Origin of the sequence: Rhodococcus sp. AD45-ID, assembly GCF_003023755.1 — a bacterium.
GTDB classification, from domain to species: Bacteria; Actinomycetota; Actinomycetes; order Mycobacteriales; family Mycobacteriaceae; genus Rhodococcus_F; species Rhodococcus_F globerula.
On sequence record NZ_PYHL01000001.1, the window covers coordinates 493,032 to 510,330 of the forward strand.

Here is a 17,299-nt window from a genome sequence, read left to right on the forward strand (position 1 = left end):
GAATCCGATTCCTTCTCGAATGATCGGCGGCTTCGCGGCTACCGGTGGGCGTTCGGACGAGTGGTGAGCAGTCGGCGTTTACCTGCCGACGCCGTACACACCCCGCGCTTCGTCTCTGCTGACCTTGCCGAGATCGAGTTCGATGACTCGTCGACGCATCGAGTCGACGATGTGGTGGTCGTGAGTGGCCATGACGACGGTGGTGCCGGTGCGGTTGATGCGCTCGAGCAGCAGCATGATGTCCTGGCTGGTCTCGGGATCGAGGTTGCCGGTTGGCTCGTCGGCGAGGAGGACCAGCGGCCGATTCACGAAAGCGCGCGCGATGGCTACGCGCTGCTGCTCGCCACCGGACAGTTCGGTCGGAAGTCGATCGGCTTTGCCGGCCAGGCCGACCATGTCGAGGACCTCGGGAACGGTGCGCGCAATCACGTCGCGTGGCTTACCGATCACTTCCAATGCAAACGCGACATTCTCGGACACCGTCTTCTGCTGCAGCAGTCGAAAGTCCTGGAAAACGCAACCCATGGCCTGCCGCAGCTTCGGAACTCGACGGGCCGACAACTTGTTGACGTGGAAATCCGCGACCTCGATGTCACCGGACGTCGGCGACTCCATTTTCAGCAGTAGACGCATGAAGGTCGACTTGCCAGAGCCGGAGGGGCCGATGAGGAAGACGAACTCCCCCTTTTCCACCTCCACACTGACATTGTCGAGCGCCGGCCTGGTGGAGGCCTTGTAGGACTTCGACACGTTCTTCATGCTGATCACAACAAGCCAGTCTAGCCGTTATCGAACAGTGACCTTGGAGCAACGCGCGGCGAGTGCGCCCGTATTACCCGGCTCCACTGGTTGTCGCGGCTGTTGTGCTCGGAATTGTCGTGACTGTGCTGTTGGAATTGCCCGAGTCGGAATTTTCGTTGCCGGAGTTACCGACCGGAGGGCCTGGAGGCGGTGCTGTCGTCGTCACCGTCGTCGAAACACCGCTCTGAGCTGAACCGGGAGTTGCTGAACCGGGAACCACAGTCGTCGACGGCACCGATTCCGAGGACGGAGGCGTCGAAGATTCCGGGACAGCTGTTGTCGTTGTCGCCACCGGAGGCTGCGTGTACGGCTCCGTCACCGACGATCCTGCGGCCGGCGCGGGCGTGGCCACGGTTGGCTCCGCCGGGTTGAGATACGCGTTGGCGACGTAGGCGAGGATCCAGGCCACGACCAAGATGAATGTCGACGTCCGCATCCGGCCACCGAACAAGCGGGACGGCATCCAGTCGAGATGGATGAGCCGGTCGAGACCGCGCCGGGGTTCCTGCTCGGTCATTCGCTCGCCTCCTCGATGTCGCCCGTATGAAGTCCCGGCGTGACGGTGATTCCTTGTCGACGCAGTGCCGCGGCAACTCGCACACGCAGTGCCCGGCCGACTTGGAACTGTTTGCCGGGTAGCGTGCGCGCCACCATCCGAATGCTGACTTGATCCACTTCGAGGCTTTCGATGCCCATGACCGTCGGCTCGTCCAGGAGAAGCTTCTTGAGTCCACGGTCGGACATTGCATCGACGCCGACCTGACGCAAGACCTCGTTGACGCGGTTGAGATCGGCAGTGGCGGGAACCGGAACGTCGATGACCGCACGTGCCCAATCCTTGGACAGGTTGGTCGCTTTCACGATCTGACCATTGGGAACGGTGATCACTTCACCGTCGGCGTTCCGCATTCGAGTGACTCGCAACGTCACGTCCTCGATGACACCTTCGGCGTCGTCGGACGAGCCAGTGATCGCCAGACGCACGGTGTCGCCGAATCCGTACTGGCGTTCGGTGATGATGAAGAAGCCCGCCAGAATGTCCTGCACGACGCGCTGCGCACCAAAGCCCAGTGCCGCGCCGAGCACCGTTGCCGGTGCGACCAAACTGCCGATCGGCAGGTTCAGTTGGTCGAGAACCTTGAGTGTCGCGATCACGTAGATGAACGTGATGATCACCCATGTGATGACCTGCGCGACCGAGTGACGATGCTTGGTCGCCTCCGACCGCACCAGAGCGTCACCCAACTGATAGTTGGCGTCGATCTGGTCGGTGACCTTGTTACCGCCCCAACTGACCAAACGGGCAAGGATCATCGCTCCGAGCACGGTCATGAGGACCGACAATCCAGGGTTCTGGAGCCAATCGAGCAGGTTCTGCCCAGGTCTGAGAAAAGTCATCGTGCCTTTCGGTTGCCGCTTATGCGGACTGGTTCTCGCTCATGCGCCAGCGAATGCCGGCCTCGAGGAAACCGTCGATGTCACCGTCGAGCACTGCGGACGGGTTGTTGACCTCGTACTCGGTGCGCAGGTCCTTGACCATCTGGTACGGGTGCAGGACGTACGAACGCATCTGGTTGCCCCAGGAGCTTCCGCTGTCGCCCTTGAGCGCATCCATCTCGGCTCGCTCTTCCAGACGCTTGACCGCCAGCAGCTTTGCCTGCAGGACGCGCATCGCCGACACCTTGTTCTGGAGCTGCGACTTCTCGTTCTGGCACGTCACGACGATGCCCGTCGGGATGTGTGTCAGGCGAACCGCGGAGTCCGTGGTGTTGACGGACTGACCACCCGGACCGGACGAACGGTAGACATCGACGCGGATGTCGTTCTCGTTGATCTCGATGTGGTCGGTAGTCTCGACGACCGGCAGAACCTCGACCTCGGCAAACGACGTCTGACGACGGCCCTGGTTGTCGAACGGGCTGATCCGGACCAGGCGATGCGTGCCCATTTCCACAGACAGCGTGCCGTAGGTGTACGGCCCCTTGATCGCGAACGTCGCGCTCTTGAGTCCCGCTTCTTCGGCGTACGACGTGTCGTAGACCTCGACGCCGTAGTCGTGCTTTTCCGCCCAACGGATGTACATGCGCATGAGCATCTCGGCCCAGTCCGCTGCGTCGACGCCGCCTGCGCCGGAGCGGATGTTGATCAGCGCGTCACGCTCGTCGTACTCGCCGGACAGCATGGTCTTGACTTCCATCGCCGCGATGTCCTCGCGCAGGCTGGCACGTTCGGCGTCGGCGTCGGCAATCGCGTCAGGGCCTTCGTCCTCTGCCAATTCGTAAAGAATCGGCATCTCGTCGAGCCTCTCTCGCAGCGCCACGATTCGACGAAGCTCCGATTGGGCATGCGACAGCTGGCTGGTTACTTGCTGAGCGTGATCCTGGTCGTTCCACAAGCCGGGATCGGCAGCCTGATGTTCGAGCTCGTCGATGCGTCGACGCAGCTCTTCGACGTCCACGACCGACTCGCAGGTGCGAAGGGTGGTGTCGAGCGCGTTCAGGTCTGCAATTACGTCAGGATGCACGGTTCTCAAGGCTACCGGGTGCCAAACCCTGCAATAACCGCGACTCGAATCAGGACCCGAACCAGAAAGGCGTATCCATGACCGTCACCGACGAATATCTACAGAACAACGCCGCATACGCCGCGCAATTCTCCGGGCCACTCCCCCTGCCGCCGAGCAAACACGTTGCCGTTCTCGCCTGCATGGATGCCCGTCTGGACGTCTACCGTGCCCTCGGCATCAAGGAAGGCGAATCACACGTCATCCGCAACGCCGGCGGTGTGGTCACCGACGACGAGATCCGGTCGCTTGCCATCAGCCAGCGCCTCCTCGGCACCACCGAGATCATCCTCATCCACCACACGGACTGCGGAATGCTGACGTTCACGGACGACGATTTCAAGCGCACCATCCAGGACGAGATCGGCGTCAAACCGTCCTGGTCGCCCGAATCGTTCCCCGACGTCGACGAAGACGTACGGCAATCACTACGCCGAATCGAGAGCAGTCCGTTCATCACGGCGACGACTTCACTGCGCGGATTTGTCTTCGATGTGGCGACCGGAAAGCTGAACGAAGTTCTGCCCGCGTAGGTAGGCGCACAGGTAGGCGCGTAGACGGGACAGGGCGGGCAAGACGGTAAGTTGTCTACCCGTGACCGACCTCGCTTCCGACCTTGTTCTGGCCCTGCGTCTCGCCGACGAGGCCGACGCGATCACTCGCGCCCGCTTCGGCGCTCTCGATCTGCGAGTGGACGACAAACCCGACCTCACACCGGTCTCCGACGCCGACCTCGCCGTCGAACGCGCCGTGCGCGCGAGCTTGTCAGAGGCTCGACCGGGCGACTCGGTGCTGGGCGAAGAGTTCGGCGGCGACGCGGTATTCGAGGGACGGCAGTGGGTGGTCGATCCGATCGACGGCACCAAGAACTTCGTGCGCAACGTGCCGGTCTGGGCGACCCTGATCAGTTTGCTCGAGGACGGCGTACCCGTCGTCGGTGTCGTCAGCGCGCCCGCACTGAACCGACGCTGGTGGGCGGCAACAGGTTTGGGTGCCTTTACCGCCTACGACGGCGGCGACGCCCGAACGATCGAGGTGTCCGCCGTCGACCGCAGTGAATCCGCAAGCCTGAGTTTTTCGAGCCTGTCCGGCTGGAAGGACCGCGGAATCCGCGATCAGTTCATCGATCTCACCGATCATGTGTGGCGCGTCCGCGGGTACGGAGACTTCTTCTCGTACTGCCTCGTCGCCGAAGGTGCAGTCGATATCGCTGCCGAACCCGAGGTTTCCCTGTGGGACCTCGCCGCTCTGGACGTGCTGATCCGCGAAGCCGGCGGAACCTTCACCGACTTGGCCGGCGGGAGTGGCCCGCACGGTGGCAGTGCCGTTGCCACCAACGGCTTGCTGCACGAAGATGTTCTTGCTCGCCTGAGGTAGCCGGCCAGGTAGCAGAACTCCCCACTCGCCGCAACGGCCTGAGGGAGGAGTCCCGGCAGGCCCGTCGGCAGGATTCGGCGCGGCATCCGGGCACGTTGACTTGGAGTAGTCGATCACGCACTACTTCAGGAGAATGATGAACCGGATTTCCCGGCGCTCGATACTGTTCGGTCTGGCTGCCGCGCCCCTCGGACTTGCGGTGGGCTGCGGCGCCGACTCCGCCGACTCCGCAGGCGCCTCGCGGCCTACGGCAGCAGCAGGGTCTTCACGTCCGTTACCGATTCCGCCGCTGGCTGCATCCACGGTCGACGACTCCGGCGTCCGCCATTTCACCCTCCGCGCCGGCGCCGGAACCACCGAGATAGTCGCGGGAAAGATCACTGACACTTGGGGTTTCAACGGCTCTATCCTCGGTCCGACGGTCCGAGCCCGACGCGGAGAATCTGTCGCATTCACGATCGACAACGCACTGGCAGAGCCCACGACCGTCCACTGGCACGGCATGCATCTACCCGCCAGGTTCGACGGCGGACCGCACCAGACCATCGAAGCCGGCGGGCGGTGGGAACCGGCGTGGACCATCGACCAAGCGGCGTCTACGCTCTGGTATCACCCACATCCGCATGGATCCACCGAGCGGCACGTACAGCGCGGACTCGCCGGACTGTTCCTGATCGACGACGCCGACACCGATACGCTGGACCTCCCGAAAACCTATGGAGTGGACGATATTCCACTGATCATCCAGGATCGACGATTCACCGCGGACGGCAGTTTCGACGAGACCGACCCGACCGACGTCGGCTTGCTCGGCGACACGATCGTCGCCAACGGCATCGCCGATGCCTACCTCGACGTCACTACCGGCGTTGTGCGACTGCGCATCCTGAACGGCTCTTCCGGCCGTCTCTACAACCTGGGGTTCCCCGACGACCGCACGTTCGATCTGATTGCCACCGACGGCGGACTGCTCGAATCACCGATTGCGATCAAGCGGATTCAGCTCAGCCCCGGCGAACGAGCCGAGATCGTGGTTCGCGTCGACCCCGGTGCGACGACCACACTGGTGTCGTTCCCGATCGAGGACGGCGGTGGCGTGAGTTCCTCCGACGCCGAGAACTTCGGCATGAACGACCGCTTCGACATCATCGAGTTGCGAGGGGTTGCCAGCCGCGCGTCACGGTCGACTCTCCCGGCGCAGTTGGGCGCCCTGCCGCATCTCGATCCGTCGAAGGCAAGCGTTTCCCGAACCTTCGATCTGCAGTGGTACATGATCAACGGGCAACGAATGGACATGAACCGCATCGACTTCGAGGCCGAGGTCGGCGCGACCGAGGTGTGGACGATCACCAACAAGGACAACTGGCCACACAATTTCCATGTCCACGACGTGCAGTTCCAGATCCTCGACGTCGACGGTCGCACTCCCCCGCCGCACCTGCGCGGCCTCAAGGACACCGTCTACACACCGCCGGGCAGCAGGGTTCGCGTCGCACTGCAGTGGTCCGAGTACACCGATCCCACGTTCCCTTACATGTTCCACTGCCACCTGCTGATGCACGAGGATCAAGGGATGATGGGCCAATTCCTCGTCCTCGAACCGGGACAGAAGGCGGCTCCGATGCAGATGGACATGCCGATGCCTTCGCCTGGTTCGCACTCCGGTCACTGAAAGTTCTGCAAGTGGTACACGGCGAGGCGAACCCGATTGTCGCAACCCGTCTTCGACATCAGGTTCGCCACGTGAGTCTTGACCGTGGTCACACCCAAATGCAACGCGTCCGCGATTTCCTGATTGCTCTTCCCTTCCGCAACCAGGGCGAGAACCTGCGATTCGCGCTCGGTCAGCGAAACCGCCTCTGTCACAGCAGTGCCCGCGGCGGCGCCGATCACCGCCCGATCCACTACGCGGCGGAGCAGTTCCGGGGAGAACACCATGTCGCCCTCGGCTGTCCGGCGAATGGCACCGAGCAACTCGGCGGGTTCGGTGTCCTTGACGAGAAACCCCGAAGCACCGGCAGCAAGCGCGGGATACAGATGATCGTCGTCGTCGAAGGTGGTGAGTACGAGAATGCGTGCGCGCTGCCCGGACTTGACGATCTGCCGCGTGGCACCGATCCCGTCGAGTCCGGGCATCCTCAAGTCCATCAGGATCACGTCGGGATCCAGTTCGGCGGCAAGCGCTACCGCCTCGACGCCGTTCGACGCCTCACCGGATACGGTCATGTCCTCGGCCGCAGTGCACAGCATCCGCAGACCTGCTCGCACCAGCCGCTGGTCGTCGACAACCAACACTGCGATCACGAGTCGCCACCCTTGACCGGCAGCGGATGGGCCAACAGCGGAATACTCACGTGCACCTCCCACCTTCCGTCACCGAGCGTACCTGCGGTCATCTCACCGCCGGCCAACTCTGCACGCTCCCGCATTCCGACGAGGCCGTGTCCGGCGCCCTTCGCCGACCCCTCGACATTGTTGATCACCTTGACGTCGACCCGACCGGCGTTGCGACGAACAGATACCGAGACGGGCCCCTTCCTGTCTCCGTGCTTCATGACGTTGGTCAGCGACTCCTGAATTACCCGTAACAGCGTCAACCGGCCGATGGCGTCGAGGTCACCTGCGCCCGACTCGACGTGCGCCTTGACCTGGAAGCCGGCTGCACGCACACGATCGAGCGCAGCCTCGATCTCCGCGGCGACGGCGTCCGGTTCGACCAGAGCAACCTCGCCGAGCGAGGGATCGCGCAATGCGACGAGAAGACGGCGAATATCGGTCAGCGCATCCGACGCCGTCGCGCGCACGTCGGCGAGGACTTCCCGCACGGCCTCGTCCTGCGGTGCCAATACGTGTTGAGCGACTCCGATCCGCAGGACGATCGACGCCATGTGGTGTGCAACAAGGTCGTGCAGCTCACGGGCCAGAGCGCTTCGTTCCGCAGCTCGGGTGTGCGCGAGATTGTTCGCGGCCAATTCACGCTGCGAACGCAGAAATAGTCCGAGCAGCAGCGGTAAGCCCACGTACGCAAGCACTTTCACGGCAGTCGTGACCGAGAAGAATGCTTCGTGAGATTCGAACCAGATCCCTGCCAGTACGGAACCGCACCATCCGATTACAGATACGGCAACCAGTTCCCGGCGCTCGGCCCGCATCGTGACATCGACAACGGCTACCGCTCCGAGATACGGCACGAGCTCGGACAGACCCCACGCGTCGGCGACGAACATCGGAACCGCAAGTGCCGAGATGACCAGCGAAGCAAGTACCGGCCACCGGCGACCAGCCACGAAGATGATCGCCGACAGCATCGAGACGATCCAATAGCTGACGGGGACCCGATACTCCCCGGGATACGTGCTGGCAATCAGTAAGCACGGAATCAATACCAGCGGCGAGTAGCGCACATACCGCTGAATCCGATCTGGCACCTCTGTCCGGTTCACCTGTCGAGCCTATGACGCTCGGGGTCGTGGCACCTCCTACTCAGGGAGGAGTAGACGTGACTCGCGTCATTTCGAGGGATGCTCGACATCCGACCTTACTCCTGAGTAAGATAAGGGAGTCCAACGCCCCGACACCGAGAAACCCCTGGTGATCATGACCAAGCAAGACAGTGTGGCCCCGAGCAAGAGCCATGCCACGGCGCACCCCCGCGACACGTCCGCAGTCGGCCTCAACCCCGTCAAGCGCGATGCGATGGGTACCGCCATGCGCGTGCTGACCAAGATCACCGGTTCTGAATTCGCAGAAAAGTTCAACCTGCGCCAGACCATCGACCGGGTTACCTACGAGGGCACCAAGACCGGCTTCAAGACTCTCGGCGCCGCTACGCGCGGTTTCAAGAAGGTGGCCGGCAACGACGCGCCCAAGCGACTGCCGGACAACCCAGCCAAAAACTCGGACTACTTCGACCTCACGCCCGACGACGACCAGAAGATGATCGTCGAAACCGTGCGCGACTTTGCATCGGAAATCCTGCGCACCGCAGCACACGATGCCGATGCGGCCGCCGCCGCTCCTGCCGATCTGACGAAGCGGGCGGCCGAACTCGGGATCACCTTGATCAACGTCCCCGAGGAACTCGACGGCGCCGCATCCGATCGCGGCGCGGTCACCAACTCGCTTGTCGCCGAGGCGCTCTCACACGGAGACATGGGGCTGGCACTGCCGATCCTCGCTCCCAGCGGCGTAGCTGTCGCCCTTACTCAGTGGGGCACCGACGCGCAGCAGAAGACGTATCTCCCCGCATTCACCGGTGAGCAGGTTCCCGGTGCCGCAGTGGTAGTCAACGAGCCTCGCGCGCTGTTCGATCCCTTCGCACTGCAGACCAAGGCCGTTCGCTCCCCCAGCGGATACCGCCTCAACGGCGTCAAGAGCCTGGTACCGGCCGCTGCAACGTCGGAACTTTTTGTCATCGCCGCGGAACTCGACGGCAAGCCGTCGTTCTTCATCGTCGAGTCGGACACCAAAGGCCTTGTCGTCGAAGCTGACCCCAGCATGGGACTGCGGGCCGCATCGCTCGGTCGCCTGATCCTCACCGATGTCTCGGTTCCCGAATCCGCACTTCTCGGCGACGGCGACGCCGATCAGCGCAAGGCCGAGTACGCCGACGCGATTCGCCTCGCGCGCCTCGGTTGGGCGTCGATGGCGGTGGGCACCAGCCAGGCCGTGCTGGACTACGTGATTCCGTACGTGAACGAGCGCGAAGCATTCGGCGAGCCGATCAGCCATCGTCAGGCAGTTGCGTTCATGGTGGCCAACATCGCCATCGAACTGGACGGAATGCGCCTGGTCACGCTGCGTGGCGCTTCGCGTGCCGAGCAGGGATTGTCCTTTGCTCGTGAATCGGCCCTCGCCCGGAAGCTAGCTTCCGAGAAGGGCATGCAGATCGGCCTCGACGGCGTGCAACTCCTCGGTGGGCATGGATTCACCAAGGAACACCCGGTCGAGCGCTGGTACCGCGACCTTCGAGCCATCGGCGTTGCCGAGGGCATTGTCCTCATCTGACGCCGCTGACTTTCCAGGAGAACCACGATGATCAATCTCGAACTTCCCAAGAAGCTCAAAGCATCCGCGAACCAGGCGCATCAGGTCGCAGCTCAGATCTTCCGACCCATCTCACGCAAATACGATCTGGCCGAACACGAATACCCGGTCGAACTCGACACGATGGCCGCCATGGTCGAGGGTCTGTCCGACTCGGGTGGCGACATCGGCGGCGCTGCCGGCGGCCGAGCTGACTCCGGCAAGACCGGCAATGCAAACGGTGGAAACATGTCGGCACTGCTCAACTCCCTCGAAACCTCGTGGGGCGACGTGGGTCTCATGCTCTCGATCCCCTACCAGGGCCTCGGCAACGCCGCGATTGCAGCCGTATCCACCGACGAGCAACTCGAACGGTTCGGCAAGGTGTGGGCCTCGATGGCCATCACCGAGCCCAGCTTCGGATCCGACTCGGCTGCAGTCACCACCACAGCAGTTCTGGACGGCGACGAGTGGGTTCTCAACGGCGAGAAGATCTTTGTCACCGCCGGTGAGCGTTCCACCCACATCGTCGTCTGGGCATCGGTCGACAAATCCAAGGGCCGAGCGGCAATCAAGTCGTTTGTCGTGCCGCGCGACGCGCCGGGCCTGAGCGTCGCCCGCCTCGAGCACAAGCTGGGCATCAAAGCGTCCGACACCGCCGTACTCTTGCTCCAGGACTGCCGAATCCCCGCGGACAACATCCTCGGCAGCGCAGAGGTCAACGTGGAGAAGGGCTTTGCCGGCGTCATGCAGACGTTCGACAACACCCGCCCGATGGTCGCCGCCATGGCTGTCGGCGTCGGCCGCGCCGCACTCGAAGAACTGCGCACCATCCTGACGGAAGCCGGCGTCGAGATCTCGTACGACACACCGGCCTACAACCAGCATGCCGCGGCAGCCGAGTTCCTTCGGATGGAAGCTGATTGGGAAGCCGCCTACCTGCTCGCATTGCGCGCAGCCTGGATGGCAGACAACAAGAAGCCGAACTCCCTCGAGGCGTCGATGTCCAAGGCCAAGGCGGGCCGCACGGGCACCGACATCACACTCAAGGCAGTGGAACTCGCCGGAACGTACGGCTACTCACAGCGTCCACTGCTCGAAAAGTGGGGCCGTGACTCCAAGATTCTCGATATCTTCGAGGGCACTCAGCAGATTCAGCAGCTGATCATTGCCCGTCGTCTCTTGGGAAAGACGTCTGCCGAACTGAAGTAAAAACACGGCACCGAGATCGTCGGTGAAAGCATCCGGTTTCGATTAGGCTGAGATCCGGTCCTTTCACCGACGCTCGGAAGAGGTTTGCCCATGCCCGGATTGGTCACCAAGATCACAGACACCATCGGCGCCGTGGGAGTCATGACACGAGCGGGACTGATTCCGTTTCCCCGCCTCGACAAGGGTCTGAAATCCATTGCAGCTGTGGACAAGTACGGACCATTTGCCGGTCCCGTCCACGCGCATGCCGAGAACGGCCTCGATGCGGTAGCCATAATCGACGAACGTGGACCCATCACGTACGCCGAACTGGAACGGCAGAGCAACGCACTGGTACGGGCCTGGCAGGCCGATGGCATCACATCCGATTCGGTGATGGGCGCCATGTGCCGAAACCATCGTGGCCTGGTTCTGACCATGCTCGCGGCAGCCAAGAACGGCACCAAACTTGTCCTCATGAACACGGGATTTGCGCGCCCTCAACTGGTCGACGTCGCGGCCCGTGAAAATGTCGCGGCCTTTGTCTACGACGACGAGTTCACCGAAGTCGCCGACGCCCTCCCTGCGGACACAAGGCGATACCGGGCGTGGGCAGAGCGCGAAAACACCACCATCCGCACACTCGACGACGTCATTGCGGGACGAGGAACCTCAGCAGTGCCGGCGCCGGGACGCAGTGGCGGGTTCGTACTTCTGACCAGCGGAACCACCGGAACCCCGAAAGGCGCGCCGCGCAGCCACACCTCGCCGTTGGCGTCAGCGCAGTTCCTCGACCGGGTACCACTGCGCCGCGGGCAGACAATGATGATGGCGGCGCCGGCCTTCCACGGCACCGGTGTCTCCCAGTTCGCGCTCGCCCTCGGCTTGGGACAAACCGTCGTGATGCACCGGAAATTCGATCCCGAGAACACGGTCAAGCTTGTGGCGCAACACAAGTGCGACAGTCTCGTCGTGGTTCCGACCATGCTGACCCGCATCATCGATCTCGGCCCCGAAGTGCTGTCGAAATACGACACCTCACAGCTGAAGATCATTTTCTCCGCAGGGTCGTCCCTCTCACCTGATCTCTGCAAACGAGTGACGGAGGCATTCGGTTACGTCCTCTACAACCTCTACGGCTCCACCGAAGTAGCGGTCGCCACTGTCGCCACACCCGAAGATCTCACCATCGCACCGGGTACCGCCGGCCGGGCGCCCGTCACGTGCCACGTCGAATTGTTCGACGACAACAATCAGAAGATCAACTCCCCCCACACGATCGGACGAATCTTCGTCTCGAGCGGCCTCAGCTTCGAGGGCTACACCGACGGCCGCGACAAGGAGCGCATCAACGGACTCCTCTCCACCGGCGACGTCGGGCACTTCGACGCCAACGGCCTGCTGTTCGTCGACGGCCGCGACGACGACATGATCGTCTCGGGCGGTGAAAATGTATATCCCCTCGAAGTGGAGAACCTCCTAGCCGATCATGCGGACGTGCTGGAAGCTGCGGTGATCGGAGTGGAAGACGCGGATTTCGGGCACCGGTTGCGCGCCTTCGTTGTGATCGCCCCCGGTGCAGACAAAAACGCCGAGGATCTGAAATCTCACGTCCGTTCCAACTTGGCGCGATACAAGGTACCCCGTGAAGTCCTGTTCATCGACGAACTCCCCCGCAACGCAACGGGAAAGCTGTTGCGCCGCGTACTGATCGAGATGGACGTCGACAAGACTTAGGCCGACAGTGCACTGATCAGCTCAGCCTCGTCCACCCGCCTCGAGTGCCCGTCCCGGATGACAACCTCGCCGGCAACCAGAACGGTGTCGACGATCTGCCGGGTGCCGGTCGTGAGAATGGATGCACCCGGGTCGCGCACCGGCAGGCATCCGAAGTCTCGCTCGAACCGAATCATGGTGAGATCAGCAGCATCTCCGACAGACACACCGCCTGATCTCGGCGGCAAGCCGAGAGCACTGTTGGCGCCGCCGGTGGCGATATCGATCATGGCACCAAAACCGAGTAGGTCCGCACGCGCTCGGGTGGCCCGCTGCACGTAGGCACCGGTACGCAAGGTTTCGAGCATGTCCTGCGTGTCGTTGCTGGCGGCGCCGTCCACCCCCAGCCCCACTGCGAGGCCGGCTTCCAGGAAGCTCGGCACCGGTGCGACCCCGCTACCGAGTCGCATGTTGCTCACCGGGTTGTAGGAGACGCCGACTCCTCTCTCTGCCAGCACTTTCTGACCACGATCATCAAGTTCGACGCAGTGAACCGCGAGAACTCGATCCCACAGGAAATCGTTAGCGTCCAAGAAGTCGACCGCACCCATCCCCGTGTGTTCGGTACACATCATATTGTCGGTCTGTGTCTCGAGCAGGTGTATCGATACGGTCAGTCCGCGCGCCTGAGCGAATTCACGCACCTGCGCCATTCCCTCCGGAGTCAACGATCTCGGATTCGGCACTGCCACAGCCGCATCGATGCGCGATCCGGCAACGTCTCGCATGATCTGATCGGTGTGATCGAGGACGTCGCCCAATGGCTGCAAAAGCCGCGGATCGAAGCCCCACTTACGCGTCGGGTCCGATCGATCCCCCACCCCACGCCCCAGCAGGGCGCGAATCCCGGTGTCGTGCAATCCCCGGATGACAGCGTCGTGTACCTCGCTCGACGGGTGCGGCCACATGTGTTCCACCAATGTGGTGGTACCGCTCCGCAAGGCCTCAAGGCTGGCCGCAACTGTTGCGGTGTACGCCTTTTCCGGGGTGATCAGCACGGATTCCTCGGCAACGGCAAGCAGCCATTCGAGTAGTGGAGTTCCCTCCGCGATCCCCCGCATCAGCGACTGCTGAATGTGCGTGTGCGTGTTGACGAATCCGGGAATCAAGTAAGCGCCGGATCCGTCAACACTTCCGGCCTTCGGGTCACCGAGAGCCGACGTACCGCGCGACGCCTCGATCGCGGTGACAATTCCGTCAGTCACCACGACGTCTCGACCTTCGAGCCATTGCCTGCCGCTGTAGACGGTGACGTCGGTGATGGTGATGCTGGCAGGTGCGGTATTCATCGTTTTCTCCGTGTCTTCGGTCGGCGTCTTCGGTCGGCTCAGCGGGCGAAATTGGCATTCACGCGCTGGTAGAGATAATCCTCGGCGGTGATCGGCGGATACTTCCCGGCCGGACCTTCGATCATGATGTCGCGGTTGGCCTGCGCGAAGAAAGCCAGGCTGTATCTAGGGCCCCGGTAGTCGTTCAGGCCTGGGCTCTTGACGCGATGAAAGTTCGACGGCAGCACATCGTCGCTCCATCGCATCAGCATGTCACCGATGTTGCAGGTGATCGCTTCCTCGGCAGGTTCCACCGACGTCCATTCCTGGGTCTCCATCTCCTTACCAGGGCACAACTGCAGCCCGCCCTGACCGTCGCGCTGAAAGAGCAAGGTCAGGCAGTCGAAATCGGTGTGCGCGCCCGCGCGCCACATTCCTGCGACATCGGCATCGGGAGCGAGCGGGAAGTAGTGCAGCAACCGGAGGGTGCTCTGGTAACTGGTCACCGACGGATCGTGGGCTTTCGCAAAGAAGTCCCGCTCGAATCCGAGTTTGTCTGCGAAACACGAGAGCAGGGCCATCGCGACGCCCCAGCACCGTGCCTCGAAATCGAGAATCGTTTCGCGGAAGCCCTCGAGTTCGTCGTCGGTGGGCCACAGGTCACCCATGTGGGGGCGGGTTACCTGGTAGGACTCCTTCTGATCGGGCGTCCCGATCGACGGCCGCACTTGCGACATGCTCTCCCAGCCGGAATTGAATCCCTTCTTGAGTGGATATCGGGCCTTGACCTCATCGGGTAGCGCAAAGAAGTTCTCCGTGGCAGCGAACGCCTTGCGAACCTCACCGATGTCGATTCCGTGGTTGACAACCTGAAAGAATCCGATATCGGTTGCAGCCGACCATAACTCGTCCGCTATCTCGCTGCGGCGGTTCTCGAAGTCGGAGAGATCGATCCGTCGCACTTCGCGGTCGGTTGTTTCGGTACCGAGGCCGCCCATACGGCTCTCACGGTTGAGTTCGGTCATCTCGTACGTCATGATTTTTCCAGTCTCCTGATCAGCGGATTCCGATGGACGGGTTGGTGAACTTGTTGGTGTAGATCTGTTCTGCGGTCAGTGAATCCGGAATCGCTGCACCGCCGGCCACCAGAACGGGCGTCAGGTCGGCGACGTTTCGGGTGACTCTGGCCATGTCATAAGTTCCTACCGAACCGTCAGCCTCGTTTGCAATCAGCCCTTCGTCTTTCAACATCTGAGCACTGAAGGCAGCCTCGCCCTCGGTGTATGGACTGAACGAAATATCCTGGGAGACAACGTCGACGATCGCGCTGTTGGCCGCGGCCGGATCGGTGATGTAGTCGGCACTCGCTTGCTGGATGATCGGAACCAATTTGGTCAGGCAGGACGAGAGCGATTCTACTTTGTCAGCGCGGACCGACACATTGGACGCATAGATGTCGAAGCCTGAATCCTTCAGCAGGTCAAAGGAAACCGGCTTGTCCCAGGCCGGCGTCTCGTTCTCGTACGTGTACGGTTCGGAATTCGCGAATCCCTGCTGCGCAATGGTCGGGTCGCCGACGAAGCGCGACGGTGCGCCGTCGTAACTCGTGTCGAGCTGAGACTGCTTCAACAACCCCTTCGCAACCAGCCACTGCGGGAACAACTGTTCCTTGGACACCACGACGCTTGCATCGGTCTTGCCGATGTCGGCAACACTCTTCCAATCAGGGTGCGACGTAGGGTCCCACATCACGATTGCCGGACTGTACTTGAGTAGTGGAGTCACCGCCATGACGGGCTGACTCGCCGACGCGGCGATCACCTGATCGCCATGGATCAGACCCAGCGTGATCGAATCATCCACGTACATCTGAGAACTGACGGACTGGAACCCGATCGCCGGGCCACCTGCCCGAAGTGTGAGATCGACGCCGGTATCCTTGCCACCCGCGACCAGAGTGCCACTGACCGACTTGTCGTCCGTGTCGACCGTATATCCCGGCCCGAGCATCTCGAACAGCGCACCCATATCCGACTGCGGCTGCCATTGCAGCTGCACTACAACGTTTTCCGGGCACACGCCGGCTAGTGTCTGGCCCTCCGCAGCGGGCTCGAGCGCTTCCGACGCAACGGCCGTGTCGGCGTCACTCGAACTGCATGCACTCAACCCGAATGCAGCAAGCAATGCGAGGGCAATACTGGCGGTTCCCACGGTTGTACGTTTGGAATTCACGGGTTCTCCTCGAATGAAGTGACTCTGGCATGCAGATTGGGGATGAGCAGAGTCTGTAGCACTTCGATTACATGCAGATGCCGCTTTGTTTCTCGCAGGTTAATCATTCGAGATAACCGATTCACCTGCAATGTCACAATCAATTAACACTGAGAAATCCGCCCGACATACATGCAATCCACACTCAATCCCATCAGAACGCAGATATTTTGCATGCATCACACGATCCGGAGGCACGGATGAAACTCGCAAACACGATGCAGGACACCGACGCACGCAGACTGACCACGTCCATGCAGATGGCCTTCACCGATGTAGTGAAGAAATTCGACACCGGCACGGTGGCACTGGACGGCATCAATCTCGATGTGCGCCGTGGCGACTTCGTGGCCGTGGTCGGCCCGTCCGGCTGCGGCAAGTCGACACTATTGCGCATGGCAGCCGGCCTCGAGCGTCCTACCAGCGGATCCGTTGCCCTCGACACCGAATCGGTAGGCTTCATCTTCCAGGAGCCGACGCTGTTACCTTGGCGAACAGTACAATCCAATGTCGAGTTGTCAGCCGAGTTGGGCGGCGTGTCCAAAGCCCTCCGTCGTGAACGCGCCGGCGAAGCCATCAACGCTGTCGGTCTACGAGACTTCTCGGGGCAATTGCCCAATGCACTGTCCGGCGGCATGAAGATGCGAGTGTCTCTCGCGCGGGCTCTGACCTTGGCTCCGGAGGTCATGCTCCTGGACGAGCCGTTCGGTGCTCTCGACGAAATGACGCGCCTCGACATGCAGGTCGAACTTCAACGGCTATACGCGGACAAGGGATTCACCGCTATGTTCATCACGCATTCGGTGTCCGAGGCGGTGTATCTCGCCAACAAGGTTGTCATCATGACCGCGCGACCTGGTCGCATCCATTCTGTCGTCGACATCGGCTTCGGTTACCCACGCAGCCCGGAACTGCGGTACGACGCCCGTTTCACCGAATACGTCGCCGAAATTTCGGCCAGTCTGCACGGGAGCCTCCGATGACCGAAGCACTGACACTTCGCCGCGAAGTAGTAAGCACCACAGCA

16 protein-coding genes are annotated in these 17,299 nt (G+C 62.1%); 7 read left to right on the top strand and 9 right to left on the bottom strand.

The window, feature by feature from the left end; all coding sequences use genetic code 11:
- Nucleotides 1-78: 78 nt before the first annotated feature.
- From ftsE to prfB, 4 genes are all read right to left on the bottom strand, one after another.
- On the bottom strand, nucleotides 79-759 hold the full coding sequence (gene ftsE, locus C7T36_RS02250) for a cell division ATP-binding protein FtsE (RefSeq protein WP_202025995.1): 681 nt from the start codon (nucleotides 757-759) through the stop codon (nucleotides 79-81).
- A gap of 73 nt (nucleotides 760-832) precedes the next feature.
- On the bottom strand, nucleotides 833-1,318 hold the full coding sequence (locus C7T36_RS29990; RefSeq protein ID WP_181317460.1) for a hypothetical protein: 486 nt from the start codon (nucleotides 1,316-1,318) through the stop codon (nucleotides 833-835).
- Nucleotides 1,315-2,199 (bottom strand): mechanosensitive ion channel family protein, encoded by an 885-nt coding sequence (locus C7T36_RS02260; RefSeq protein WP_033231131.1) that lies wholly within the window; start codon nucleotides 2,197-2,199, stop codon nucleotides 1,315-1,317. Before C7T36_RS02260 ends, C7T36_RS29990 begins: the two co-directional genes overlap by 4 nt.
- Nucleotides 2,200-2,218: 19 nt before the next feature.
- Nucleotides 2,219-3,325: a peptide chain release factor 2 gene (prfB, locus tag C7T36_RS02265; RefSeq protein ID WP_033231132.1), complete on the bottom strand. Its 1,107-nt coding sequence runs from the start codon at nucleotides 3,323-3,325 to the stop codon at nucleotides 2,219-2,221.
- A 77-nt stretch (nucleotides 3,326-3,402) separates the two neighbouring features.
- Between prfB and C7T36_RS02270 the strand changes: the two genes are divergently transcribed.
- The 3 genes from C7T36_RS02270 to C7T36_RS02280 all read left to right on the top strand — a co-directional run bounded on the left by C7T36_RS02270 (nucleotide 3,403) and on the right by C7T36_RS02280 (nucleotide 6,413).
- Nucleotides 3,403-3,897, top strand: coding sequence for a carbonic anhydrase (locus tag C7T36_RS02270; RefSeq protein WP_045070466.1), 495 nt, complete (start codon nucleotides 3,403-3,405; stop codon nucleotides 3,895-3,897).
- A 61-nt stretch (nucleotides 3,898-3,958) separates the two neighbouring features.
- Nucleotides 3,959-4,741: a histidinol-phosphatase gene (hisN, locus tag C7T36_RS02275; RefSeq protein WP_045070469.1), complete on the top strand. Its 783-nt coding sequence runs from the start codon at nucleotides 3,959-3,961 to the stop codon at nucleotides 4,739-4,741.
- Nucleotides 4,742-4,877: 136 nt separating this feature from the next.
- Nucleotides 4,878-6,413, top strand: a complete 1,536-nt coding sequence (locus C7T36_RS02280) for a multicopper oxidase family protein (protein WP_033231135.1) — start codon at nucleotides 4,878-4,880, stop codon at nucleotides 6,411-6,413.
- On the opposite strand, the gene C7T36_RS02285 is transcribed toward C7T36_RS02280, so the two are convergent.
- Entirely contained in the window at nucleotides 6,407-7,045 is a 639-nt protein-coding gene (locus C7T36_RS02285) for a response regulator transcription factor (protein WP_045070472.1), read from the bottom strand. The two genes, C7T36_RS02280 and C7T36_RS02285, sit on opposite strands and share 7 nt — an antisense overlap.
- Entirely contained in the window at nucleotides 7,042-8,184 is a 1,143-nt protein-coding gene (locus tag C7T36_RS02290) for a sensor histidine kinase (RefSeq protein ID WP_045070474.1), read from the bottom strand. Before C7T36_RS02290 ends, C7T36_RS02285 begins: the two co-directional genes overlap by 4 nt.
- A gap of 148 nt (nucleotides 8,185-8,332) precedes the next feature.
- Here C7T36_RS02290 and C7T36_RS02295 point away from each other — a divergent pair, with 148 nt between their 5' ends.
- From C7T36_RS02295 to C7T36_RS02305, 3 genes are all read left to right on the top strand, one after another.
- Nucleotides 8,333-9,748, top strand: coding sequence for an acyl-CoA dehydrogenase family protein (locus C7T36_RS02295; protein ID WP_045070477.1), 1,416 nt, complete (start codon nucleotides 8,333-8,335; stop codon nucleotides 9,746-9,748).
- A gap of 27 nt (nucleotides 9,749-9,775) precedes the next feature.
- Entirely contained in the window at nucleotides 9,776-10,978 is a 1,203-nt protein-coding gene (locus C7T36_RS02300) for an acyl-CoA dehydrogenase family protein (protein ID WP_045070480.1), read from the top strand.
- A gap of 90 nt (nucleotides 10,979-11,068) precedes the next feature.
- Complete coding sequence (locus C7T36_RS02305; protein WP_045070483.1) at nucleotides 11,069-12,694, top strand: acyl-CoA synthetase; 1,626 nt, start codon at nucleotides 11,069-11,071, stop codon at nucleotides 12,692-12,694.
- Here C7T36_RS02305 and C7T36_RS02310 read toward each other — a convergent pair.
- The 3 genes from C7T36_RS02310 to C7T36_RS02320 are packed head-to-tail and all read right to left on the bottom strand — an operon-like array spanning nucleotide 12,691 to nucleotide 16,233.
- The gene (locus C7T36_RS02310; protein ID WP_045070485.1) at nucleotides 12,691-14,022 is read right to left on the bottom strand and encodes an amidohydrolase family protein; all 1,332 of its coding nucleotides are present in this window, start codon (nucleotides 14,020-14,022) and stop codon (nucleotides 12,691-12,693) included. The two genes, C7T36_RS02305 and C7T36_RS02310, sit on opposite strands and share 4 nt — an antisense overlap.
- A 38-nt stretch (nucleotides 14,023-14,060) precedes the next feature.
- Nucleotides 14,061-15,038, bottom strand: a complete 978-nt coding sequence (locus C7T36_RS02315; protein ID WP_045070488.1) for an isopenicillin N synthase family oxygenase — start codon at nucleotides 15,036-15,038, stop codon at nucleotides 14,061-14,063.
- A gap of 19 nt (nucleotides 15,039-15,057) precedes the next feature.
- A complete protein-coding gene (locus C7T36_RS02320; RefSeq protein ID WP_045070490.1) occupies nucleotides 15,058-16,233 on the bottom strand; it encodes a hypothetical protein in 1,176 nt (391 codons plus the stop codon).
- Between the two features lie 239 nt (nucleotides 16,234-16,472).
- Between C7T36_RS02320 and C7T36_RS02325 the strand changes: the two genes are divergently transcribed.
- Nucleotides 16,473-17,255 carry an ABC transporter ATP-binding protein gene (locus C7T36_RS02325; protein ID WP_033231143.1) on the top strand — a complete coding sequence of 261 codons (783 nt, stop codon included), beginning with the start codon at nucleotides 16,473-16,475 and terminating at the stop codon, nucleotides 17,253-17,255.
- The last annotated feature ends 44 nt before the right edge of the window (nucleotides 17,256-17,299 follow it).